19 protein-coding genes are annotated in these 21,197 nt (G+C 74.4%); 6 read left to right on the top strand and 13 right to left on the bottom strand.

The window, feature by feature from the left end:
- Positions 1-30: 30 nt before the first annotated feature.
- Positions 31-645 (bottom strand): TetR/AcrR family transcriptional regulator, encoded by a 615-nt coding sequence (locus tag BJ982_RS03500; protein WP_184876496.1) that lies wholly within the window; start codon positions 643-645, stop codon positions 31-33.
- A 121-nt stretch (positions 646-766) separates the two neighbouring features.
- On the opposite strand from BJ982_RS03500, the gene BJ982_RS03495 reads away from it, so the two are divergent.
- Complete coding sequence (locus BJ982_RS03495) at positions 767-1,402, top strand: NAD(P)-dependent oxidoreductase (protein WP_184876494.1); 636 nt, start codon at positions 767-769, stop codon at positions 1,400-1,402.
- Between the two features lie 5 nt (positions 1,403-1,407).
- On the opposite strand, the gene rho is transcribed toward BJ982_RS03495, so the two are convergent.
- Positions 1,408-2,553 carry a transcription termination factor Rho gene (rho, locus tag BJ982_RS03490; RefSeq protein WP_184876492.1) on the bottom strand — a complete coding sequence of 382 codons (1,146 nt, stop codon included), beginning with the start codon at positions 2,551-2,553 and terminating at the stop codon, positions 1,408-1,410.
- 438 nt (positions 2,554-2,991) lie between these two features.
- Between rho and BJ982_RS03485 the strand changes: the two genes are divergently transcribed.
- On the top strand, positions 2,992-3,762 hold the full coding sequence (locus tag BJ982_RS03485) for an MBL fold metallo-hydrolase (protein WP_184876490.1): 771 nt from the start codon (positions 2,992-2,994) through the stop codon (positions 3,760-3,762).
- Here the strand turns inward: BJ982_RS03485 and BJ982_RS03480 are convergent.
- Both BJ982_RS03480 and BJ982_RS03475 read right to left on the bottom strand, forming a co-directional pair.
- Entirely contained in the window at positions 3,746-4,930 is a 1,185-nt protein-coding gene (locus tag BJ982_RS03480; protein WP_184876487.1) for a DUF8805 domain-containing protein, read from the bottom strand. The genes BJ982_RS03485 and BJ982_RS03480 overlap by 17 nt on opposite strands.
- Positions 4,931-5,146: 216 nt before the next feature.
- Entirely contained in the window at positions 5,147-7,402 is a 2,256-nt protein-coding gene (locus BJ982_RS03475) for an MMPL family transporter (protein WP_184876485.1), read from the bottom strand.
- A gap of 187 nt (positions 7,403-7,589) precedes the next feature.
- Between BJ982_RS03475 and BJ982_RS03470 the strand changes: the two genes are divergently transcribed.
- Both BJ982_RS03470 and BJ982_RS03465 read left to right on the top strand, forming a co-directional pair.
- Complete coding sequence (locus BJ982_RS03470) at positions 7,590-8,078, top strand: NUDIX domain-containing protein (RefSeq protein WP_184876483.1); 489 nt, start codon at positions 7,590-7,592, stop codon at positions 8,076-8,078.
- Between the two features lie 181 nt (positions 8,079-8,259).
- Complete coding sequence (locus BJ982_RS03465) at positions 8,260-9,195, top strand: hypothetical protein (protein WP_184876481.1); 936 nt, start codon at positions 8,260-8,262, stop codon at positions 9,193-9,195.
- A gap of 5 nt (positions 9,196-9,200) precedes the next feature.
- Here the strand turns inward: BJ982_RS03465 and BJ982_RS03460 are convergent, their stop codons facing one another.
- The 9 genes from BJ982_RS03460 to BJ982_RS03420 all read right to left on the bottom strand — a co-directional run bounded on the left by BJ982_RS03460 (position 9,201) and on the right by BJ982_RS03420 (position 19,080).
- Positions 9,201-10,163, bottom strand: coding sequence for a UDP-glucuronic acid decarboxylase family protein (locus BJ982_RS03460; protein ID WP_184876479.1), 963 nt, complete (start codon positions 10,161-10,163; stop codon positions 9,201-9,203).
- The gene (locus BJ982_RS03455) at positions 10,160-11,278 is read right to left on the bottom strand and encodes a glycosyltransferase family 9 protein (RefSeq protein WP_184876477.1); all 1,119 of its coding nucleotides are present in this window, start codon (positions 11,276-11,278) and stop codon (positions 10,160-10,162) included. The genes BJ982_RS03460 and BJ982_RS03455 overlap by 4 nt, the downstream gene beginning before the upstream one ends.
- Positions 11,269-12,141, bottom strand: a complete 873-nt coding sequence (locus BJ982_RS03450; RefSeq protein WP_184876475.1) for an SDR family oxidoreductase — start codon at positions 12,139-12,141, stop codon at positions 11,269-11,271. Before BJ982_RS03450 ends, BJ982_RS03455 begins: the two co-directional genes overlap by 10 nt.
- 76 nt (positions 12,142-12,217) lie before the next feature.
- On the bottom strand, positions 12,218-13,597 hold the full coding sequence (gene rfaE2 / locus BJ982_RS03445) for a D-glycero-beta-D-manno-heptose 1-phosphate adenylyltransferase (RefSeq protein ID WP_184876473.1): 1,380 nt from the start codon (positions 13,595-13,597) through the stop codon (positions 12,218-12,220).
- Positions 13,594-14,151 carry a D-sedoheptulose-7-phosphate isomerase gene (locus BJ982_RS03440; protein ID WP_184876471.1) on the bottom strand — a complete coding sequence of 186 codons (558 nt, stop codon included), beginning with the start codon at positions 14,149-14,151 and terminating at the stop codon, positions 13,594-13,596. The genes rfaE2 and BJ982_RS03440 overlap by 4 nt, the downstream gene beginning before the upstream one ends.
- Positions 14,152-14,154: 3 nt before the next feature.
- Complete coding sequence (locus BJ982_RS03435; RefSeq protein WP_184876469.1) at positions 14,155-15,348, bottom strand: glycosyltransferase; 1,194 nt, start codon at positions 15,346-15,348, stop codon at positions 14,155-14,157.
- Positions 15,345-16,418 (bottom strand): glycosyltransferase family 9 protein, encoded by a 1,074-nt coding sequence (locus tag BJ982_RS03430; protein WP_203959262.1) that lies wholly within the window; start codon positions 16,416-16,418, stop codon positions 15,345-15,347. Before BJ982_RS03430 ends, BJ982_RS03435 begins: the two co-directional genes overlap by 4 nt.
- Positions 16,415-17,374, bottom strand: coding sequence for a glycosyltransferase family 2 protein (locus BJ982_RS03425; protein ID WP_184876467.1), 960 nt, complete (start codon positions 17,372-17,374; stop codon positions 16,415-16,417). Before BJ982_RS03425 ends, BJ982_RS03430 begins: the two co-directional genes overlap by 4 nt.
- Entirely contained in the window at positions 17,371-19,080 is a 1,710-nt protein-coding gene (locus tag BJ982_RS03420) for a carbamoyltransferase family protein (RefSeq protein WP_184876465.1), read from the bottom strand. The genes BJ982_RS03425 and BJ982_RS03420 overlap by 4 nt, the downstream gene beginning before the upstream one ends.
- A 164-nt stretch (positions 19,081-19,244) precedes the next feature.
- Here BJ982_RS03420 and BJ982_RS03415 point away from each other — a divergent pair, with 164 nt between their 5' ends.
- Complete coding sequence (locus tag BJ982_RS03415) at positions 19,245-20,195, top strand: D-glycero-alpha-D-manno-heptose-1,7-bisphosphate 7-phosphatase (protein ID WP_184876463.1); 951 nt, start codon at positions 19,245-19,247, stop codon at positions 20,193-20,195.
- Complete coding sequence (locus BJ982_RS03410; RefSeq protein WP_184876461.1) at positions 20,192-21,154, top strand: glycosyltransferase; 963 nt, start codon at positions 20,192-20,194, stop codon at positions 21,152-21,154. Before BJ982_RS03415 ends, BJ982_RS03410 begins: the two co-directional genes overlap by 4 nt.
- Positions 21,155-21,197 lie beyond the last annotated feature (43 nt).

Below are 21,197 nucleotides of genomic sequence, written 5' to 3'. Positions count from 1 at the left end.
CGCGCCGGGCCTTCCCGGCGCCCATGACCGTCAGCGGATGCCGTCGAGGAGGGTGCGGGCCAGGGACGTCGCGAAGTCGTCGAGCGAGGCCGGCGGCTCCTCCTCGCGGGCGAACAGGGTGAGCTGGGCGCGCTGGTAGCAGGCGCCGAGCAGCAGGGCCGCCGCCGCGTCGGGGTCGGCGTCCCGGCGGACGCGGCCGGCGTCGCGCAGCGAGCGCAGGTAGCCGGCGAGCGCGTCCAGCGGCCGGTGCGGGCCCGCGCCGAGCTTGCGCAGGCCCTCGCGGTGGCGTTCCAGCAGCGCGGGCTCGGCGAACAGCGACGCGGCGATCGGCGTGCTGGCCTCGTAGAACAGGGTGGCCGTGCGGGCGATCTCGGCCAGGCACTCCTCGGTCGTGCGCTCGCCCGGATCCTGGGCGAGGTTCCCGATCAGCGTGCCGAGACCGGGGAGCCGCTCTTCGAGCACCTTGACGAACATCTCCTCCTTGCCGGAGAAGTGCCGGTACAGCGCCGCCTCGCTGATGCCGGCGGCGCGCGCGATCTCTTTGGTGGTCGCGCGGGCGACGCCGGCCGTGCGCATGAGCTGCTCCGCGGCGTCGAGGATGCGCTGGCGCGTGCGCGCGCCTGAGGCCGTGGGCCGCTGGGGCATCGTTCGCCTTTCTCCGGGTCCTGAGAGTGATTCTGGCCCGCGGACGGGCGGGTGCGCGCGCCGCGGGGTGCTCATTCTAGGATGTGAGTGAGTGCTCACCAACCTATGGGAGGGGTAGCTCATGAGACTCACCGTCATAGGAGCGACCGGCGGGGTCGGCAAGGAGGTCGTCCGGCAGGCGCTGGACGCCGGGCACCAGGTCGCGGCCGTCGTCCGCGACCCGGCCCGGCTGCCCATCAGCCACTCGGCCCTCGACGTGGTGACCGCGGACGTCACCGCCCCCGAGGCGCTGCGGCCCGCGATGGCGGGACGCGAGGCCGTGATCTCCGCGCTCGGGCCGAGGACCAGGAAGGACGCGGGCATCGCCGCGCTCGCGCTGCGCTCGGTGATCCGCGCCATGGAGACCATGGACGTGCGGCGCCTCGTCGTCATCAGCGCCGCCCCCCTCGGCCCCACGCCCGAAGGCGAAGGATTCCTGCACCGGGCGGTGCTCACGCCGCTGATCCGCAGGTTCCTGCGGGACGTCTACGCCGACCTGGCGGTGATGGAGGAAGAGGTCCGGCGCAGCGCCACCGAATGGACGATCGTGCGCCCGCCCCGCCTGACCGGCAAGCCGCTCACCGGGGCCTACCGCCGGGTCATCGGGGGCACCGTGCCGCACGGTTACACGATCTCGCGGGCCGACACCGCGCACGCGATGCTCACCGCGCTCGACGACCCCGCCACGCTGAAGCAGGCCGTCGGCGTCGCCAACTGAGGGACTCAGGGGGCCGCGGCGGCCACCTGGCGGAGGAAGGCGGCGTTGGACGGCGTCTCGCGCAGCCGGTCGAGCAGCACGCGCAGCGCCTGCTCGCGGTCGAGGCCGGACAGCACGCGGCGCAGCCGCCACATCAGCGCACGCTCCTCCCCGGCCAGCAGGATCTCCTCGCGCCGGGTGCCGGAGGCCGCCACGTCGACGGCCGGGTACAGCCGGTGCTCGGCGAGGGCCCGGTCGAGCCGCAGCTCCATGTTGCCCGTGCCCTTGAACTCCTCGTAGAAGTTGTCGTCCATGCGCGAGCCGGTCTCGGCGAGGGCGGTCGCGAAGATGGTCAGCGAGCCGCCCCCGCGAACCGCGCGGGCGGCGCCGAACAGGCGTTTGGGCAGGTGGACGGCCTGCGCGTCGATGCCGCCCGTGAGAATCCTGCCGCCGTTCGGCGCGATGACGTTGTACGCCCTGCCGAGGCGGGTGAGGGAGTCCAGCAGCAGGACGACGTCCGCGCCCTGCTCGACCAGGCGCTTGGCGCGCTCGACGGCCAGCTCGGCAAGCGCGGTGTGCTCGCGCTCGGGACGGTCGAAGGTGGAGGCGACGACCTCGCCGCGGACGGACTCGCGGAAGTCGGTGACCTCCTCGGGCCGCTCGCCCACCAGGACGGCCATGAGGTGGGCGTCCGGGTGGCAGGCCGCGACGGCGTCCGCGATGGCCTTGAGGACGATGGTCTTGCCGGCCTTGGGCGGCGCGACGATCAGGCCGCGCTGCCCCTTGCCGACGGGGGCGACCAGGTCGATCAGGCGGGTGATCGGGGAGCCGTCGCCCAGGACCAGGCGGTCGTGGGGGTGGACCGGGGTCAGGTCGGCGAAGTGCGGCCGGTCGTGCCCCGGCTCGCGCCCGTTGACGGACAGCAGCCCGGCGAGCCGGGTGTACGGGGCGCGCGTGGTGCCGGTGACCAGGTCGCCGGGCCGCAGGCCCAGGCGCCGGACCTCCGGCAGGGAGAGGCGGATGTCGCCCGCGCCGGGGGCGTAGCCGCCGGTCCGGACGAAGGCGGTCTTGTCGCGGACGTCGACCAGGCCGGTGACGTGCCGGATCGGGGGGTCGGGGCGGTCGGCGGGCCTGATGGGTGCCTCAGTGGGCGCCTTGGTGGACACGGTCATGGGAAATGCCTTTCGCGGTGGAACGCGGGAGAGAACGCGTGTCCTGAAACCGGGGACGGCGATGGGAACGCGGCTCTCGCGGGGATGGCGAGGAAATGCCGGGCTTTTCGTGCATGGGAAATTCGGCTGCCGATGGGAGGCGCGCATCCGTGAACGGAGCGCCTCGGGGAACGCGTGCGGGCCGGGCGTAGGCCGGGACCGGTGGAACGCGGCTGCGAAAGAAATCGCGCGAATTCGCTGAAGAAAACAGAATCTGGAGAAAACGGGCCTCGGGGCGGACGCGGGGACCGAGCCCTATCGCGCCGTCAAGAAAACCGAGAAACCTGAGCAGCCACCTCTACGATAACAGCACTCCCGGCCCGGCGCGCAAGCCCGCCGGTTCCGCCCGGCCACCGTGGCCTCATAGTCTTGGGGCGACGCCGACCGATGAGGAGTCCGATGTCGTACGCGCCCAGGACGTTCGCCGGAATCGAGGTGACGCCGCTGCGCGACGCGGTGGGCCCCATGGGCCAGTCGATCAGGCGTCCGCTCCCCGAGCTCTTCACCGGCGCCTCGCCGGACGACTGGGCGGGCACGCCGGCCGAGTGGGTCCTCCACTTCCGCTGCTACCTGCTGCGCGACGCCTTCGGCCGCGTGGTCCTGGTGGACACCGGCATCGGCGGCACGGACTCGCCGGCGTCGAGCTGGGCGCCGGTGCCCGGGGGCCTGGCCGGCGAGCTGGCCGCCGCGGGCGTCGCGCCCGGGGACGTCGGCACCGTCGTGCTGACCCACCTGCACAGCGACCACGCGAGCGGCGCCGTCACCGAGGGCGTCCCCGCCTTCCCGAACGCGCGGCACGTCATCCAGCGCGCCGAGGTCGACTGGATCGAGGGGGCGGGGCCGAACCCGATCCTGGAACGCGTGCTGCGCCCGCTGACGGGCCTCATCGACGCCGTGGACGGCGCCGCCGTGGTCGTCCCGGGCGTCCGCGTCGCGCACACGCCCGGCCACACCCCCGGCCACCAGGTCGTGCAGGTCGGCTCCCTGACCCTGACCGGGGACGTCGTCCTGCACCCCGTGCAGCTCGCCAACCCCGCGGTCCGGTACGCCTACGACGAGGACGCCGAGCGGGCCGCGGCGAGCAGGCAGGACCTTCTGCGGCGCGTCCGCGCCGAGGGCGGCCTGCTCGGCACCGGCCACTTCCCCGAGCCTTTCACCGACCTGACGTAGGCCGCGCGGTTCTCCGGTCGGACGGTGGCATGGCCTCCGGCCAGGGCCGGGAGAGGAAGCCGCGCACGAGACCCTCGTAGCGGACCCGGTCCACGTTCCACGCCTCCGTGTGCTCGCCCTGTGCGAACTCCTCGAACCGGACCTTCCACCCCAGGCGTTCAGCGGCGGCCACGAAGGCGCGCGACTCCTCGATCGGATGCTCCTCGTCGGGGACGGTGTGGAGGAGGAGCAGGGGCGGCCTGATCTTCGGTGGGTGCCGGATCAGGCTCAGGCGGTCCACGTCGACCCCGGTACGCCATTCGACGACCTTGTTCGCCAGCGTCCCGGCGAAGCCGGGCAGGTGGTGGTTCCTGGCGCCCTGTTCCCCGGTGATGCCCACGTCGAGCATGGGCGCGTCCATGATGACCCGGTCGGTCGCGGCGGCGAGCGGCGACCTGGCGAGGAACTGCCCGATGATCTGGCCGCCCATGGACGTGCCGTACAGGACGAACCTCTTCGCTCCCATCTTCTGCGCCTGGCGGAGGGCGGCCTCCAGGTCGCGCCATTCCGAGTCGCCCAGATGTAGCAGCCCGTCGGGCGAGGGCGGCGCCCCTTCGTCGTTGCGGTAGGAGATGTCCAGGAACGGCAGCCTCAGCTCGTGGACGACCGGAAGGATCTTGAGCTCCGCCTTGCGGTGCCCGTTCTGCCCGTGGACGGCGACGACCCAGACCGGGCCCTCGCCGGGCACGTACCAGGCGGGGGCGGGCCCGAGCTCCGTGGGCACCATGATCTCGGAGTGGCCGATGCCCCAGGCGATCTTGGGATCGCCGGCGGGAACGTTGCCGAAGTAGCCGGAGGTGCCCACGGAGGGGGTCTGACCGCGCAGGAGCCTGCGCGTCACGCCGCCCTTCGTCCGGGACACGACGTCGCCGAGCATCGAGGAGGCGCCGCTCCACTCCAGCCAGTACGTGCCCGGCTTGCCGGTCCGCGCCGACCGCTCCAACGTCACCAGGTCGCCCTGTACGGCCAGCACCCGCGTGTTACCCGATCCGTGGCGCACGACACCGATCGCCTGATCGCTGCCGTACCAGGCGCCGAACCCCGCCGCCCCGGCGAGGAGGACGAGGACCGCGGCGGCGGCGGCCCACGCCTTCCGCCGGGCGGGTCGCCGGCCGGGATCTGATGTCATCGAGAGTTCTCCTCATCGCGGGGACGCCGAACGGAACGGGAACGGGTGCACGGCCCGCGTCTCTCCCGGGGCCGCCGCCTGCCCTCGGAGGCGGCGGCTCCCGGTGCTCCCGGCGGATCGTCCCCCTCAGGCGATCTGCCGGACGGCCGTCTCCCCCCAGAGGCGGGCCGTGCGAGGCGCGGGCCGTGCACGTTTCGGTGGGCCGTACGGCCCTGGTCAGACGCCCGCGGGGATCCGGTGGCGGGGCTGCGGGCTGGGGTCGTCGTCCTCGTCGCCGTGCGAGAGCTGCGGCAGCCAGTTCAGCCAGCGCGGCAGGTACCAGTTCCAGTCGCCGAGCAGCTTCATCGTGGCCGGGAGCAGCACCGCCCTGACGATCGTCGCGTCGATCAGGATCGCGGCGGCCAGGCCGACGCCCATCTCCATGAAGGTCAGCAGCGACAGCGTGGCGAAGGTGGCGAAGACCGCGACCATGATGAGCGCCGCGCTGGTCACCACGCCGGCCGTCGTCCTGATGCCGAAGGCGACGGCGTCCTCGGTGCGCATGCCCCGGTCGTACGCCTCGCGGACGCGGCTGAGGATGAACACGTGGTAGTCCATCGACAGGCCGAAGAGGATGACGAACAGGAACAGCGGCACCCAGTCGGTGATGAACCCGGTCGAGGTGAAGCCCAGCAGCCCCTCGCCGTAGCCGCGCTGGAAGACCAGCACGAGCACGCCGTAGGCGGCGGCGACCGACAGCAGGTTCAGCACGATCGCCTTGACCGCGACCACCAGGGAGCGGAACGAGGTCAGCAGGAGGATGAACGCCAGCAGCAGGACGAACCCGAACACCAGCGGGATCGAGCGGCCGAGCTGCTCGTTGAAGTCCATCGACCCGGCGGTCTCGCCGGTGACGTGCGCCTCCCCGGCCCCGGTCAGCGTCGCGGGGATCACCTTCTCGCGCAGCGTGCGCACGGCCTGCTCGGCGACCTCCTTCTCGCCCTTGAGGCCGATGGAGATGCGGGCGACCGTCTTGTCCGGGTTGACGTCGACGCCGAACGGTTCGTTGGCCTGGCCGGTCGCGAACGCCTGCTGCTTGAAGCGTTCGATGGCCGAGGTGACGGCCGGGGCGGTGACGTCGGGCGCCTTGAGCACGACCACGGCGGGCGCGTTGCCGCCGGGGAACGCCGTGTCGATGCGCTTGAACGTCTCGGCGATGGCGTAGTCGCCCTGCAGGTCGTCGAAGCCCTGCGGGCCGGTGCGCAGCGTGAAGGCGGGCGCGGCCAGGGCGACCAGCAGGCCGCCGGCGACGAGCGCGGACACGAGCGGGTGGCGCAGGACCGGGGTGAGGAGGGCGTTCCAGACCCGCCCGCCTTCGACGCTCCGGCCGCCGAGCTTGCGGGACCAGGTGACACGGCCACGGGTGAGCACCCGCACGGTGCCGTGGATCAGCCGCGCGTCGATCTTGTCGCCGATCAGTGAGAGCAGCGCGGGAAGTACGGTGAGCGAGCCGATCATGGCGACGAGGACGACCAGGATCGTGCCCTCGGCGAAGCCCATGAAGATGCCGTTGCCGGTGAGGAACATGCCCGCCATGGCGACCATGACGGTGATGCCGGAGATGAGCACGGCACGTCCGGAGGTGGCCGCCGCGATCTCGATGGCGCGCCGCTTGTCGCGGCCCTTGGCCCGCTCCTCGCGCTCCCTGCGGATGTAGAACAGCGAGTAGTCCACACCGACGGCCAGGCCGATGAGCAGCATGAGGTTCGGCGTCGCGTCGTCCACGTGCAGCAGGTGGCTGGTCAGCGCCAGCAGGCCGGTGGCGCCGACGATGGCGGTCATGGCCAGCGCCAGGGGCACCAGCGCGGCCAGCAGTGCGCCGAAGGCGGCGAGCAGGATGCCGAACGTGATCGGCAGCGAGAGCTGCTCGGCGCGGACGAAGTCCTTGTCGATCGCCTCGCCGATCATCTTGCCCGCGCTCGCGCCGCCCGCCTGCTCCACGCGCAGGTCGGGGAAGCTCTTCTGGACCCCGGCGACCGCGTCGAGGACGGGCTGCACCCGCTTGTCGGCGTCCTTGCCGTCGCCCTTCATGTCGAACTGGACCAGCGTCGTGCGCCGGTCCTCGGTCACCGGCGAGGGTTCCTTGTCGTACGGGGTGCGGACGTTCTCGACCTGGCCGGTGGCGGTGATCGCCTCCTTGACCTTGGCCACCGCGTCGCGGAACCGCTGGTCCTGTACGGTCGGCCCGCCGTCCTTGGCCTGGACCAGGACCACTTCACTGGCGACGTTCTCGAAGTTCGCGCCGTCGAGGATCTGCCCGGCCTTGCGGGAGTCGCCGTTCTGGCTCTCGTAGCCCTTCATCTTCGCGGTCCCGACGGCGTTGCCCGCGAACGTCGCCACCGCCACGAAGGCGACCCAGATCATGATCGCCGCCCAGCGGTGGCGGGCGCTCCACCCGCCGATCGAGGCGGCCAGATTCCTCCGGCGTCTCATCGTATGTCTCCCCCAGCGAAAGTCGTTTTCTCCGAAGGTAGAAGCTGGGGTAAACCAATACATCGGCCATGAAATCTACCTGTTGGATAGTGCGAGAGGGGTAGATCGCATGAGACGTATCCGCCTTTAGATGTACGGGGTGGCCCCTAGGGGGTGAGGGGCCGGGCTCCCGGACTACGGTCGGATCATGGCTACTTTCTCGTCCCATGAGTTCTACGCCCGGATCAACAAGACGCTGGCCGGCGCGGGCGCGCTGATCACCGATCCGGCGCGCCGGGTGCTGCTGGTCAAGCCCAACTACCGCGATCACTGGCTCTGGCCTGGCGGTCACGTGGACGAGGACGAGACGCCCGACCAGGCATGCGCCCGCGAGATCACCGAGGAACTGGGGCTCTTCCTGCCGGTGGGGCGCCTGCTCGGCGTCCATTGGGTCCCCCCCTTCGGCGACCGCCCGATTCCCTTGATCCACTTCCTGTTCGACTGCGGCACGCTGCCGGACGGCACGGGCATCGTCCTGCAGGAGGAGGAACTGGACGCGCACGGGTTCTTCGACCTCCGGGAGGCCACCCGCCTGATGCCCGCCTACTTGGTGAGGAGGCTGCACGCCGCCCTCGACGCCCGCGACGACGGCACCACTTTCTACCTCACGGGAGGTTCCCCGGCGATGGCACGCTGACCCGCCATTACTCCAAAGAAGTACGCGTGGCAGATTTCCGCTCGCTAAGAAATGTCGGTTCCGTGCCGTGGCGGTAAAGAAACGTATTGAATCACCGGTTCCACCGGGCGGGCCCGCGGGCGGGGAATGAGGGGGAGACGGGGCCCGGAACGTCCGGGGGGCGGTGACGGGAGCGACGCCAGTGGGGACGGGCGCGGCCGGGGACGGAGCCAGCGGGGGCGCGACCTGGTGGCGCGGGTTCTCCCGGTGGTTCCTTGAGGCGCCCAGGTACGGCATGGCCCCGCACTGGGCGGCGGCCACCCGCCCGCTCGTCCTGATCTTCACCGCCGTCGCCTTCGGCATCACGATCCTGTTCCGGGCCGACGTGGACGCCCAGGGCGGCGCGTACGCGACCGGCGTGCTCGTCGTGATCCTCTCCGCGGCGCTGGCTGTGACCCTGTCGGCCCACCGCACCCGCTCCCGGCGCAGGCTCCCCTTCTACGTCGTCATCACGGCGGTGCTGACCTACACCACCATCGCCAACATCTTCGAGCGCCCGGAAGGCATCAAGATCGCCTCGTTCTTCATCGGCACGATCATCGTGACCTCGTTCGTGTCCCGCGCCACCCGCTCCTTCGAGCTGCGCGTGGAAGGGGTGCGGCTCGACGCGCGGGCCCGCCGCTTCGTCCGGGACGTGGCGGAGTCCGGCCACCTCCCGCTGGTCGCGTCCAACCCCGACGACCGTCGGCGCGTCGGCTTCCCCGAGAAGGAGCGGCAGGCCTGCGAGCTGCACCACCTGCCGCCGGACCGGCCCATGCTGTTCCTGGAGATCACCATCGGCGACGCCTCGGAGTTCCTCAGCGTCGTCGAGGTCAAGGGCCGGGAGAGGCAGGGCTGCCGGTTGCTCACCGCCCGCAGCCCGTCCGTCGCGAACGCGGTCGCCGCCATCCTGCTGCACCTGCGCGACGAGACCGGCGTGATCCCCGACGTCTACTTCCACTGGGCCGAGGGCAACCCGATGCTCGCCCTGGTCGGCTACGTGATCCTCGGCGGCGGGGACGTCGCCCCGATGACCCGCGAGATCCTCCGCAGGGCCGAGCCCGACCCGGAACGCCGGCCCCGCGTCCACGTCGGCTGACCGCGTCAGGACGCCGGACGGGTCTTCTCCAGCAGCTCACGGCGGAACCAGGCGATCGTGCGGCGCAGGCCCGAGTCCACGTCCACGCGGGCCCGCCACGCGAGCCGCCGGGCGGCCAGCGAGGTGTCGGGGCGGCGCACCGCCGGGTCGTCCACCGGGCGGGCCACGAACCGGATCGGCGAGGACGAGCCGGCGAGGTCGCGGATCGTCGTGGCCAGCCGCAGCATCGACAGCTCCGACGGGTTGCCGATGTTGACGGGCCCCTCGAAGTCCGCGTCGGCCAGGGCGAGAATCCCCTCCACCGTGTCGTCGACGTAGCAGATGGACCGGGTCTGCGAGCCGTCCCCGGTGACGGTGATCGGCTCGCCGCCGAGCGCCTGGCGGATGAACGTCGGGATGGCCCGGCCGTCGAAGGGCCGCATGCGCGGGCCGTAGGTGTTGAAGATGCGCACGATGCCCGTGTCGACGCCGTGGGAGTCGCGGTAGGCCGTGGTCAGCGACTCGGAGAACCGTTTGGCCTCGTCGTACACGCTGCGCGGCCCGACCGGGTTGACGTTGCCCCAGTACGTCTCCCGCTGCGGGTGCTCCAGCGGGTCGCCGTACACCTCGCTCGTGGAGGCCAGCACGAACCGGGCCCCCTTCTCGCGGGCGAGGCCGAGGGCGTGCAGGGTGCCGAGGCTGCCCACCTTGAGCGTGGCGATCGGATGGCGCAGGTAGTCGGCGGGGGAGGCGGCCGAGGCGAAGTGCAGCACCAGGTCCACCTCGCCGGGCACGTGGACGAACCCGGTCAGGTCACACTCGACCAGGCGGAACCGGGGCCGTCCCATGAGATGCTCCACGTTGGCGGGCGCGCCGGTCAGGAAGTTGTCCATGCAGATGACGCTCGCGCCGCCGGCCAGCAGGCGTTCGCACAGGTGCGAGCCGAGGAAGCCGGCGCCCCCGGTCACGACCACCCGGCGCGCGGTCACCGGACGGCCTCCGCCTGCAGCAGGTTCGCCGCGGCGTCCAGCACGACCTCGGTGCCGATCTCCAGCAGCCCGGGGTCGGGCCGGTTGCCGTGCGGGTCGCCCGAACGGCCCGTCCACAGGGCGATGTGGCGGGGGTCGGGCGGGGGCCCCCACTGGTCGGGCGACACCGGGCCGAACAGCACGACCGACGGGGTGGCGCAGGCGGTGGCGAGGTGGGCGACGCCGGTGTCCCCGCAGATCACCAGGCGCGCCCCGGCGACCAGCCCGGCGAGGTCGCGCAGGTCCGTGCGCCCGGCCAGCACCGACTCCACGGGCAGCCCGGCCAGCGTGCCCACCCGGAACGCCAGCGACCGCTCGGCGGCGTTGCCGGTGATCACGACGCGGTGGCCCCGCTCGGCCAGCGCGGCGGCCACCTCGGCGAACCGCTCCACCGGCCAGCACCGGGCCCGTGAGGCCGCGCCCGGGTGGACCACGACGTCGCCGGGCGTGACGGGCGTGACGGCCGTGGCGGGCAGCAGCAGGTCGGCCGGGTCGGCGGGGACGCCGTACCACGCCAGCAGGTCGCACCAGCGGTGCACCTCGTGCGCCTTGGGGTCCCACATCGGGCCGTCGAGCCCGGGGAACTCCGGGTGGGCGTGGCTGAGCAGCCGCCCGGGGCGGATCCGCGACAGCGCCACGATGCTCTCCGGGCCGCTGCCGTGCAGGTTGACCGCGATGTCGGGGCGTTCGAGCGGCACGGGCCCCGGCCCGGACACGTCGAGCTGCGCGTCCACCGCGGAGATCAGCGAGACGAGGCCGGACAGCGCGGCGGGCGCGGCCAGCACCAGGCGGTGGCCCGGGTAGGCGCTCCGCAGCGCCCGCAGCGCCGGCACCGCCGTGAGCAGGTCGCCGAAACCGAGCCCGCGCAGCGCCAGCAGCACCGGCGCCCCGGCCCGCCCGCCCGGGAGGCGGCGGCCGGTGAGCACGCGGCGCTCGGGCGCGGGCTCGCGCGGGACGATGCGCCGCGGCGCGGGACGCCTGCCGTACGCCCGCCGGTCCGTCTGCGCCTCGCCGACCGGCCCGGCGGCGGAGCGGCGCGAGGCGGGGGTGTCCGGGGGGCGGTCGTTCACGGCCATGACGTCTCCCGCGCGGGGCACACGACCAGCTCGCGGACCTCGCAGCCCGGCGGGCGGGTCAGCGCGAACACCACGGTCGCCGCGACGTCCTCGGGCGCGTTCAGGTCGGCCTCCGGGCCGGGCGTGTACTGCTCGTCCCTGCCGTCGAAGAACGGCGTCCGCATGCCGCCGGGCACGAGCAGCGTCACCCCGACCTGCCCGCGCAGCTCCAGCGCCAGCGCCCGGGTGAAGCCGACGACGCCCGCCTTGGCCGCGCAGTACGCCGTCGCGTCGCTCAGCGGGCGCAGCCCGAGCGTCGAGGCCACCGTCACCACCCGGCCGTGCGAGCGGGTCAGGTACGGCAGCGCCGCCCGGATCACCGACACGGTGCCCAGCAGGTTGACGCGGACCACCCGCTCCCATTCCTCTGCGTCCACCCGCGCCAGGGGGCCGCACCGGTCGATGCCGGCGGAGGTCACCACGCCGTCCAGGCCGCCCGCCCGCTCGGCCAGCTCGCGCACGGCGCGCTCGGCCTGCCCCCGGTCGGCCAGGTCGGCCACCGCGTGGTCGCCGGACCTGACGCCGCCGCGCGCGCCGTTGGACGACGCGGCGTGCGCGGCTCCGTCCGCGGCGGACCGTGCCGTGCGCCCTGCCTCGGACCCCGGGCGCGCTCCGCCGCCGGACCGTGCCGTGCGCCCTGCGCCGGACCCCGGACGCGTGGCGCCGCCGGCCGCGTGGCCCGGCTCGTACGCCGCGTACGCGGGCGCCGCGTCCGGCGCCGTGACGTCGATCACCAGTGGCCGGCCGCCCGCCTCGGCGACGGCGCGCGCGGTGGCCTTCCCCAGGCCCGACGCCCCGCCGGTGATCAGGATGTTCCCAAGCATCGATGTACCTCCTGGTCCAGGGGGGCTTCGATCCGTTGAGGGCCGTGAAGAGCCGTGAAGTGCCGTGGAGCCCGGGTCACCTGACTTCCTGGACGGCGGCGATCAAACCGGTGGTGGAGTGGCCGGAGAAGGTGGGCAGCACCACGACCTCCCCGCCCGTGCGGCGCACCGCCTCGGCCTCGGGCAGGTCCAGCCCGGTGTAGTCGCCGCCCTTCACCCACACGTCCGGCCGCAGGTGCTCGATCAGCCGGGTCGGGGTGTCCTCGGCGAACAGGACGACCGCGTCCACGCAGCCGAGCGCCCGCAGGACCTCCATCCGGTCCTCCTCCGGGACGACCGGGCGTCCCGGCCCCTTCAGGCGGCGCACCGACTCGTCGGCGTTGACGCAGACGATCAGCGCGTCGCCGAGCGCCCTGGCCTGCCGCAGCAGCCGGACGTGCCCGGCGTGCAGCAGGTCGAAGCACCCGCCCGTCGCGATGAGCCTGCCCCCGGTCGCCCGCACCAGCGCCGCCAGCTCGATGGCCGTGCGGGGACGGTCCGCCGCCGGGGCCTCGGGAAGGCGGATGCCCGCGGCGCCGCCCGCCTCGACGAACCGGGTCGCCGCCCGCACGGCCGCCGCCACCGCCTCCGCGGCCGGCGCGCCGTCGCGCAGGGCGAGCGCCGCCGCCGAGGCGAACCGGTCCCCGGCCCCGCAGGAGTCGCGGCCGAGCACGCGCGCGGGCGGCGGCACCCGGGTGGTGCGCCCGTTCCCGTCGCACAGCACGGCCCCGCGCCCGCCGAGCGTCACCGCGACCGCCTCGGCGTGCAACGCGCGCGCCAGGTGGCGCGCGGCGGCCTCCGGCGTCGCGCCCGGCCGCTCGCTCCCGGCTCCCTGCGGGTCGGCCTGCCCGCACAGCACGGCCGCCTCGACCAGGCTCGGCGTGACCAGCGCGCAGCCCGGCACCGGGATCGACCCCGCCGGGTGCGGGTCCCACACCAGCGGCACGGCCGGCCGGTTCAGCAGGTCGCGGACGGTCTCCGCCGTGCCGCGGCCGTAGTCGGCCACCAGCACCGCGCCCGCGCCGCGCAGCGCCCGCGCCGCCCGGTTCCCCTCGGGGCCGCGCCAGGCACGCCCGTCGCCGGTGTCGATCCGCAGCAGGGTCTGGTCGCGGGCGCGCACCCGCGTCTTGCGGGAGGTCGTGCCGCGCAGCGGCAGCCGCACGACCTCGGCGAACCCCGACAGCAGCGCACGCAGCCCCCGCCCGGGCGCGTCCTCGCCGAGCGCCGTGATCAGCACGACCTCGGCGCCCTCGCGGGCGGCGAGCAGGGCGGCGAGCCCGGCGCCGCCCGGCCTGCGGTGCTCGGCGCGCCCGCACACCACCGGCACCGGGGCGTCCGGGCACAGCCGCTCCGCGTCGCCCTCGATGTCCACGTCGAGCAGCGAGTCGCCGACGACGACGATCGGCCCGGCCGTCATGTCCCGGGCTCCGCGGCCTCGATCACGTCGCACAGCATGTGGATGACCGCCAGGTGGACCTCCTGCACGGTGGTGGGGTCGTCGGAGGGCACGGCCAGCGCGTCGTCGCACAGCCCGGCCAGCGGGTTCGGCGCCGGCCCGGTCAGCGCCCAGGTCGCCAGGCCCGCCTCCCGCGCCACCTCGACCGCGGCCAGCACGTTCTTGCTCGCGCCGCTGGTGGACAGGCAGATCAGGATGTCGCCGGGCCGCCCGTGCGCCCGCACCTGGCGCGCGTACAGCTCCTCGGCGCCGAAGTCGTTGACGATCGCCGTGGAGGTCGAGGTGTCGGCGTGCAGCGGGATCGCCGCGTACGGGCGGCGGTCGGCGCGGAAGCGGCCCACCAGCTCGGCCGTCAGGTGCTGCGCCTCGGCGGCGGACCCGCCGTTGCCGCAGGCCAGCAGCCGGCCTCCCGCACGCAGCACCCGCCCGAGCATGCGCCCCCAGGCGTGGATCTTCGGGGTGTCGGGGTCGACGGCGGTCAGCGCGGCGCGCAGCTGGGACAGATGCGGATGCATGGCTCACCCTCCCGCCGCGGCGAGCCGGCCGAGCCGGTCGCCGATCAGGCTGCGGTACACCGACTCGGTCTGCGCGGCCACCCGCGGCCAGCCGTACCGGGAACGTGCGCGCCGCACCCCGCTCGCCCCGAGCGCGGCGCGCAGCTCGGGCCGGGCCAGCAGGTCGCGCAGCACGGCGGCCAGGAGGCGGGGCCTGCGCGGCGGGACGAGCATGCCGCAGCCGGACACCGTGTCCAGGTGTCCTCCGACGGCGGACGCCACCACCGGCACCCCGCAGGCCATCGCCTCGACCGGCACCATCCCGAACGGCTCGTACCAGGGGACGGTGACGACGACCTGCGCCGACCGCATCAGCGCCGGCACGTCCTCCCGCGCCACCGCGCCGGCCAGCCGCACCCGCGTGGCCAGCCCCCGCGCCGCGGCGAGCGCCCGCAGCCTCGGCGTGTCCTCGTCGCCCGGCTCGCCGCCCGCGATGACGAGCCGCGCGCCGGGGACGTGGCACAGCGCCTCGATGACCGTGTCCACGCCCTTGCGCGGCACCAGCCTGCCGATGCTGAGGATCCTCACGCCGGGCTCGCTGTGCGTGATCGCCTCGTCCGGGCGGAACAGCCCCAGGTCCACCCCGCACGGCACGACCGTGATCCGGTCGACCGGCACGTCCATGGCCGTGAGCTCCCGCACCTCGTCGGAGCAGGTGGCGATCACCGCGGCGGCGCGGCGCCCGACGTCGCGCTCGATCGCCAGGCGTTCGGGCGGGCTGGTGTCCGCCGAACCCTGCCAGCGCCGTTTCACGGTGCCGAGGGCGTGGAAGGTCTGCGCGACCGGCACCCCGAGGTCCTCGGCCGCCGCGAGCGCGGCCACGCCGCTCATCCAGAAGTGCGCGTGCGCGACGTCCGGGCGGCTCGCCCGCCAGCGGCGCCGCAGATGGTCGGCGAAGGCGGGCATGTGGGGGAGCAGGTCGTCCTTGGCCAGCGGGACGGGCGGCCCCGCGGGCACGTGCTCGACCGTCACGCCCGGCGCCATCGCGATCGTCGCCGGGTCGTGGGCGGCGGCGCGCCGCGTGTAGACGGTCACGTCGTGGCCGAGCGCGGCCAGCGCGGCGGCGAGCCCCGCGACGTGGACGTTCTGCCCGCCCGCGTCGACGCCGCCGACCGCGGCGAGCGGGTCGGCGTGCTCGGACACCATGGCGATCCTCATCGCGCCCCCTCCCTCACCCCGGCGACGTCGTCCAGCGGCGCGTCGGGGAGCGGTTCCACCAGGCCGAGCACGGTCCGCACGACCTCCTCGCTCGGCACCGACGACAGGCACGGATGCCCGGGCACGGGGCACACCCGCGCCCGGCTGCCCCGGCAGGCCGCCTCCTGGTCGCCCAGCAGCGTCACCGGCACCCGGTACGGCGCCCAGCGCGTCGCGGGCACGACCGGGGCGAACAGGCTCACCACCGGCGTGCCGACCGCGGCGGCCAGGTGCGCGGGGCCGGTGTTGCCGACCACGACCGCCGCCGCGCCGTCCAGCACGGCGGCCAGCTCCGCGAACGTGGTCACCCCGCCGAGGTCGTGGCCGTAGGCCCCGGCGACGCGCGCGGTGAGCGCCTGCTCGTCGGGCCCCCCGGTCACGACCACGCGCACCCCGGCCAGGACGAGGTCGCGCACCGCCCGTGCATGCAGCTCGGCCGGCCAGGCGCGCGCCGGCGCGGACGCGCCCGGGTGCACCACCACGTACCCGGGCGGGCCGGTGAAGCGCTCCACGTCGGGCAGCGGACGGCGCACCGCGAGCGCGCCGTCGTCGCGGCGCGGGAGCGCGAACCCGGCGGCGCGGGCCAGGCCGAGCATGCGTTCGGCCTCCGGCACGTCCTCGGTCTCGTCGACGATGTGCCGGACGTCCAGCAGCGAGCCGGGGTAGTCCTCGCTGATCGCGGCGATCCACGGCACGCCGGCCAGGCGCAGCAGCAGCGCCAGCGGCAGCGACGACTGGTGGAACGAGGTGAGGATCAGGGCCTGGCCGGGAGCGGCGGCCTCCACCAGGGAGATCAGTTCCTCGGAGTGGGCGCGGGTGAGCCGGCGGGGGTCGGGGTCGATCCACGGCGCGTGCCACTCCAGGACTTCGTCCACGCCGGGCAGCAGCCTGGCCGCCTGCCCGCCGTTCGGCCCGGTCAGCAGCACCACCCTGCGGGCGCCCGCCGCGACGGCCCGGACGGCGGGCCCGGCCAGCAGCACGTCCCCGGCGTTGTCGAGCCGCGCCACGAGCACGGTGGTGCGGCGCGTCACCGGCGCGCTCGCAGTTCGCCGCGCAGCCGGTGCGCGCAGGCCACCGGCGGGATGAACACGCTGGTCACGGCCATGCGAAGGATCTCACCCGGCGTGCGGGGGCCGGGAGCCAGCCGCGCCCAGGCGAACTCGGCCGTCATCGCCAGCCACCCCGCCGCCGCGGCGAGCCCCATCAGCCCTCCCGGGCCCCGGGCCACGCCCTCGGGCGGACGGACGCCGTGCAGGAGGAGCAGCAGGCACGAGGCCAGGCCGAGCGTGCTCGTCACCGCGTGGCGCGGCAGGCGTCCCGGCACGCCGCCGACGGCCGCCCGCCATCGCGGGCCGTGCACCCGGCGCATCAGCGCGTCGTCGGCGTTGCCGCGCTGGGCGCGCACGCTCGCCCAGAACCCGTCGTCCCGCACCGGGTGCTCGGTGACGCGCCGGCCCTTCACCAGCCGGTGCCCGGCCTTCATCAGGCGCAGCGCGAGGTCGGCGTCCTCCCGGTAGGCGCGGGGGAAGCGCTCGTCGAACCCGCCGACGGCCGCGAGCGCCGCCCGGCGGTAGGCCATGTCGGCGGTCGCCCAGCCCGCGCGGGTCAGCGCCGCGGTGTTCCGCTCGGCGTCGGTGGGCCTGCGCCCGGCGGGCAGGCGGACCTCCAGGCGGCCCTGCGAGCCCGCGACGTCCGCGCCCAGCCCGCGCAGATCCGTGACCAGCGCGTCCATCCATCCGGGCGGCGGCAGAACGTCGTCGTCGAGGAACGCGATCCACGGCGTGCCCGCGGCCCGCCAGCCCGCGTTCCTGGCCGCCGCGGGACCGCGCCCGCCCGTGCGCAGCACCCGGACGTGCCCGGGGACGCGCAGCGCGGGGCAGAACCGCGGCCGGTCGTCCACCACGATCGTCTCCAGGCCGGTGCCGAGCGCGGCGAGCAGGCGGTGCAGGCTGCGCCGTCCGATGGTCGGGATCACCACGGTGATCATGAGGCGCGCACCTCCTGCCGCCGCACCAGGTACGGGCCGATGGCCAGCACGTCCACCGGCGCGGACCCGAAGCATTCGAGCGCGTCGCGCGGGTCGTCCACCATGGGACGTCCCGCCGTGTTCAGGCTCGTGTTGACCACCACGGGCAGGCCGGTGCGCGCCGCGAACGCCTCCAGCATCCGGGCGAGCAGCGGTTCCCTGACCGGGTCCACGGTCTGCGCGCGCGCCGTCCCGTCGACGTGCACCACGGCCGGGATCCTGTCGCGCCACTCGGCCCGCACGTCGTGCACGAACGTCATGTACGGGCTCGGCAGCGGGCCGTGCGTGAAGACCTCGTGCGCGCGCCCGGCGAGCACCATGGGGGCGATCGGCCGGAAGCGCTCGCGTCCCTTCACGGCGTTCAGCCGGTCGGTGTTGGCGGCGTGGCCCGGGTGCGCCAGCAGCGAGCGGCGGCCGAGCGCGCGCGGCCCGTACTCCGACCGTCCCTGGAACCAGGCCACGATCCGGTCGGCGGCCAGCTCGGCGGCCACCGCGTCCGCCAGGTCGGCCGGACGCGTGTACGGCACGCGGGCCGTGGTCAGCCAGGCGGCCAGCTCCGCGTCCGTCCAGCTCCTGCCGAGGTCGGCGCCCGACATCGGCGCCACGGTGTCGCCGTGCGCGCGGGCCAGGTGCAGGGCGCCGCCGAGCGCCGTCCCCGCGTCGCCCGCGGCGGGCTGCACCCAGATGCCGTCGAACGGGCCCTCGGCCAGCAGCCGGGTGTTGGCGACGCAGTTCAGCGCGACCCCGCCCGCCATCGTCAGGCACCGCTCGCGGGTGCGCTCGTGCAGCCACCCGGCCAGCTCCAGCAGCACCTCCTCAAGACGCCGCTGCACGCTGGCCGCCAGGTCGGCGTGGTCGGCCGTCCACGCCTCGCCGCGGCGCAGCGGCTTGGCGTACCCCCGCCAGTCGATCGGCTCGACGCGGAAGCCGCCGTCGCCGGTCGTGCGGATGAGCTCGCGCAGCTCGCCGAGGTGGCGCGGCTCGCCGTAGGAGGCCAGGGCCATGACCTTGTACTCGTCGCTGGAGCGCAGGAAGCCCAGGTGCTCGGTGACCTCCTCGTACATCAGGCCGAGCGAGTGCGGCAGCTCCTGGGTGGCGAGGACGGTCAGCTCGCCGTCGCGGTAGTGCCCGGCCAGGTGCGAGACGGCCTCGCCCCGGCCGTCGCACACCAGCACCGCCGAGTCGCGGTACGGCGCGGCGAGGCCCGCGGAGGCGGCGTGCGCGATGTGGTGCGGCACGAACTTGACCTGCGCGGTGTCCAGGCCGGGCAGCGCGGTCGCCAGGAAGGACGGGGCGCGCCTGGCGTACGTGGTGCGCAGGTCCTCCCAGTACGCGGCCATGTCGCGGTCCTCGCCGGCCATCCCCTTGGAGGCCGCCCCGAGGTCCCGCGCGGCCATGCGCGGGTCCTCGGCGGGGACGGCGTCCCGGGTCAGCTCCGGGTCGTAGGAGTACGCGACGCCGTCCAGGTCCTCGGGCCGCAGTCCCGCCTGCTCCAGGCACCAGGCGGCGGCCTGCTCGGGCAGCTCCCACGCCGAGAACGGCACCGGGCGCTTGCCGTGCTTGCGGCGGCTGAACCGTTCCTCCTCGGCCGCCGCCACGATCTCTCCGTCCACGACCAGGGCCGCGGCAGGGTCGTGGAATATGGCGTTGATCCCCAGAAACCGCATCGGCTTACCTCCGTAGGGCCGCGGGAGTCTGGTTACCGAGCGAAGCGGCTCGCAAACGCGGCTTTGCGCATACGTCGAGGTAGAGAGGCGGTAATCTTGAGCTTTGTCACGCTAAGTAGCGGACGGGGGTGTTTGTCGCCTGGGGGGCCGGGTAGCCCAGGGCCATGGGAGTCGATCTGCCGGCCGCCGTGCTGTTCGACCGAGACGGGACGCTCGTCAAGGACGTCCCCTACAACACCGACCCCGCCCGCGTGGAACCCATGCCCGGGGCCCGCGCCGCCCTCGACCGGCTGCGCGCCGCGTCCGTGCCCGTCGGCGTCGTCACCAACCAGTCCGGCGTCGCCAAGGGCCTCATCACCCCCGCCCAGCTCGACGCCGTCAACCGGCGCGTGGAGGACCTGCTCGGCCCGTTCGCCATCTGGGCCGTGTGCCCCCACGACGACGGCGACGGCTGCCCCTGCCGCAAGCCCGCCCCCGGCCTGATCCTCCGCGCGGCGGCCGTCCTCGGCGTCGCCCCCCGCGACTGCGTGGTCATCGGCGACATCGCCCGCGACATGAACGCCGCCCACGCCGCCGGCGCCCGCGGAATCCTCGTCCCCACCCCCGAAACCCTCCCCCCCGAGGTGACCTCCGCCGCCGAGGTCGCCGCCGACCTCCCCCTCGCCGTCGAAATGGCCTTGACCCCCCGCCCGACCCCGCCCCCACCGACCTGCCCTCCCTGCCCAGACCGCAAGGACGCCACTGGCCACCTCCCGTCCCCTGATACGGCGGCCGCCCTCGACCATGCTTCCTCCCTGGACGAGAGCGATGTCGCCGGTCGTTTCCCGTCCCCTGATGTGGCGGCCGTCCAGAGCCGTGCTGCTTCCCCGGACGAGAAGGATGTCGCCGGTCGTCTCCCGCCCCCTGATGTGGCGGCCGTCTTGGGCCGTGCTGCTTCCCCGGACGAGAGGGAGGTCGCCGGTCGTTCCGCCTGGCCAGGTGCGGAGGGCATCGCCGATGAGGTGGATCCCGCCACGGGGCCGGCAGCATCCGGTTCCCGGCGGCGGGCCATCCGCGCGGAAGCCTCACGGCGCCGTACGACCTTCCGCTCCTCCCGGTCGCCGGGGCCCGCGTGAGGATCCTCTTCTGGCATGTGCACGGGTCATGGGCCACGGCGTTCGTCCAGGGCGCCCACGACTACCTGGTTCCGGTGGTCCCGGACCGCGGCCCCGACGGGCGCGGACGGGCGCGGACGTATCCATGGCCCGCGAGCGTCCGCGAGGTGTCCGCGGACCGGCTCGCGGCCGAAGACATCGACGTCGTCGTCCTACAGCGGCCCCACGAGATCGAGCTGGCGCACCGCTGGACCGGCCGCCGCCCCGGCCGGGACGTCCCTGCCGTCTACGTCGAGCACAACACCCCCACTGGCGACGTCCCCCGCACCCGCCACCCCCTGGCCAGCCGCGACGACCTCCCCCTCGTCCACGTCACCCACTTCAACGCCCTCTTCTGGGACTCCGGCCGCGCGCCCGTCCACGTCATCGAGCACGGCGTCGTCGACCCGGGGCACCACTACACGGGCGAGCTGCCCCGCGCCGGAGTCGTGGTCAACGAGCCGATCCGGCGCACCCGCGTCGCCGGCACCGACCTCCTCTCCGCCTTCGCCGAGGTCGTCCCCCTCGACGTCTTCGGCATGGGCGTGACCGATCTGCCGTCCCACCTGGCCACGCCACCCGGCCGGATCACCGTCCACGAAGACCTCCCGCAGGCCGCCATGCACGCCGAACTGGCCCGCCGCCGCGTCTACCTGCACCCCTACCGCTGGACATCCCTCGGCCTGTCCCTCATCGAGGCCATGCTCCTCGGCCTCCCCGTGGTCGCCCTCGCCACCACCGAGGCGGTAGAGGCCGTCCCCCCCGACGCAGGCGTCCTCTCCACCAACCCCACCACCCTGCGCACCGCCCTCGAAACCTTCACCACCGACCCCGCCCACGCCCACCACACCGGCCACCAGGCCCGCACCGCCGCCCTGTCCAGATACGGCTTGAAACGCTTCCTCACCGACTGGGACTACCTGCTGACGACACTCCGGTGAACGACCGGCCGCAGGGACGCGCGAGTGCGTGAAAGCGACGCGG

The organism is Sphaerisporangium siamense, from assembly GCF_014205275.1.
GTDB lineage: Bacteria > Actinomycetota > Actinomycetes > Streptosporangiales > Streptosporangiaceae > Sphaerisporangium > Sphaerisporangium siamense.
Note: the sequence above shows the minus strand (reverse complement) of the source record. Positions and strands in the feature narration are given on the sequence as shown.

What these genes read in the sequence shown, in the direction of transcription:
- BJ982_RS03500 (WP_184876496.1), bottom strand. Translation starts at nt 645, where the DNA reads ATGCCCCAGCGGCCCACGGCCTCAGGCGCGCGCACGCGCCAGCGCATC.
- BJ982_RS03495 (WP_184876494.1), top strand. Translation starts at nt 767, where the DNA reads ATGAGACTCACCGTCATAGGAGCGACCGGCGGGGTCGGCAAGGAGGTC.
- rho (WP_184876492.1), bottom strand. Translation starts at nt 2,553, where the DNA reads ATGACCGTGTCCACCAAGGCGCCCACTGAGGCACCCATCAGGCCCGCC.
- BJ982_RS03485 (WP_184876490.1), top strand. Translation starts at nt 2,992, where the DNA reads ATGTCGTACGCGCCCAGGACGTTCGCCGGAATCGAGGTGACGCCGCTG.
- BJ982_RS03480 (WP_184876487.1), bottom strand. Translation starts at nt 4,930, where the DNA reads ATGACATCAGATCCCGGCCGGCGACCCGCCCGGCGGAAGGCGTGGGCC.
- BJ982_RS03475 (WP_184876485.1), bottom strand. Translation starts at nt 7,402, where the DNA reads ATGAGACGCCGGAGGAATCTGGCCGCCTCGATCGGCGGGTGGAGCGCC.
- BJ982_RS03470 (WP_184876483.1), top strand. Translation starts at nt 7,590, where the DNA reads ATGGCTACTTTCTCGTCCCATGAGTTCTACGCCCGGATCAACAAGACG.
- BJ982_RS03455 (WP_184876477.1), bottom strand. Translation starts at nt 11,278, where the DNA reads ATGGCCGTGAACGACCGCCCCCCGGACACCCCCGCCTCGCGCCGCTCC.
- BJ982_RS03450 (WP_184876475.1), bottom strand. Translation starts at nt 12,141, where the DNA reads ATGCTTGGGAACATCCTGATCACCGGCGGGGCGTCGGGCCTGGGGAAG.
- rfaE2 (WP_184876473.1), bottom strand. Translation starts at nt 13,597, where the DNA reads ATGACGGCCGGGCCGATCGTCGTCGTCGGCGACTCGCTGCTCGACGTG.
- BJ982_RS03440 (WP_184876471.1), bottom strand. Translation starts at nt 14,151, where the DNA reads ATGCATCCGCATCTGTCCCAGCTGCGCGCCGCGCTGACCGCCGTCGAC.
- BJ982_RS03435 (WP_184876469.1), bottom strand. Translation starts at nt 15,348, where the DNA reads ATGAGGATCGCCATGGTGTCCGAGCACGCCGACCCGCTCGCCGCGGTC.
- BJ982_RS03425 (WP_184876467.1), bottom strand. Translation starts at nt 17,374, where the DNA reads ATGATCACCGTGGTGATCCCGACCATCGGACGGCGCAGCCTGCACCGC.
- BJ982_RS03420 (WP_184876465.1), bottom strand. Translation starts at nt 19,080, where the DNA reads ATGCGGTTTCTGGGGATCAACGCCATATTCCACGACCCTGCCGCGGCC.
- BJ982_RS03415 (WP_184876463.1), top strand. Translation starts at nt 19,245, where the DNA reads ATGGGAGTCGATCTGCCGGCCGCCGTGCTGTTCGACCGAGACGGGACG.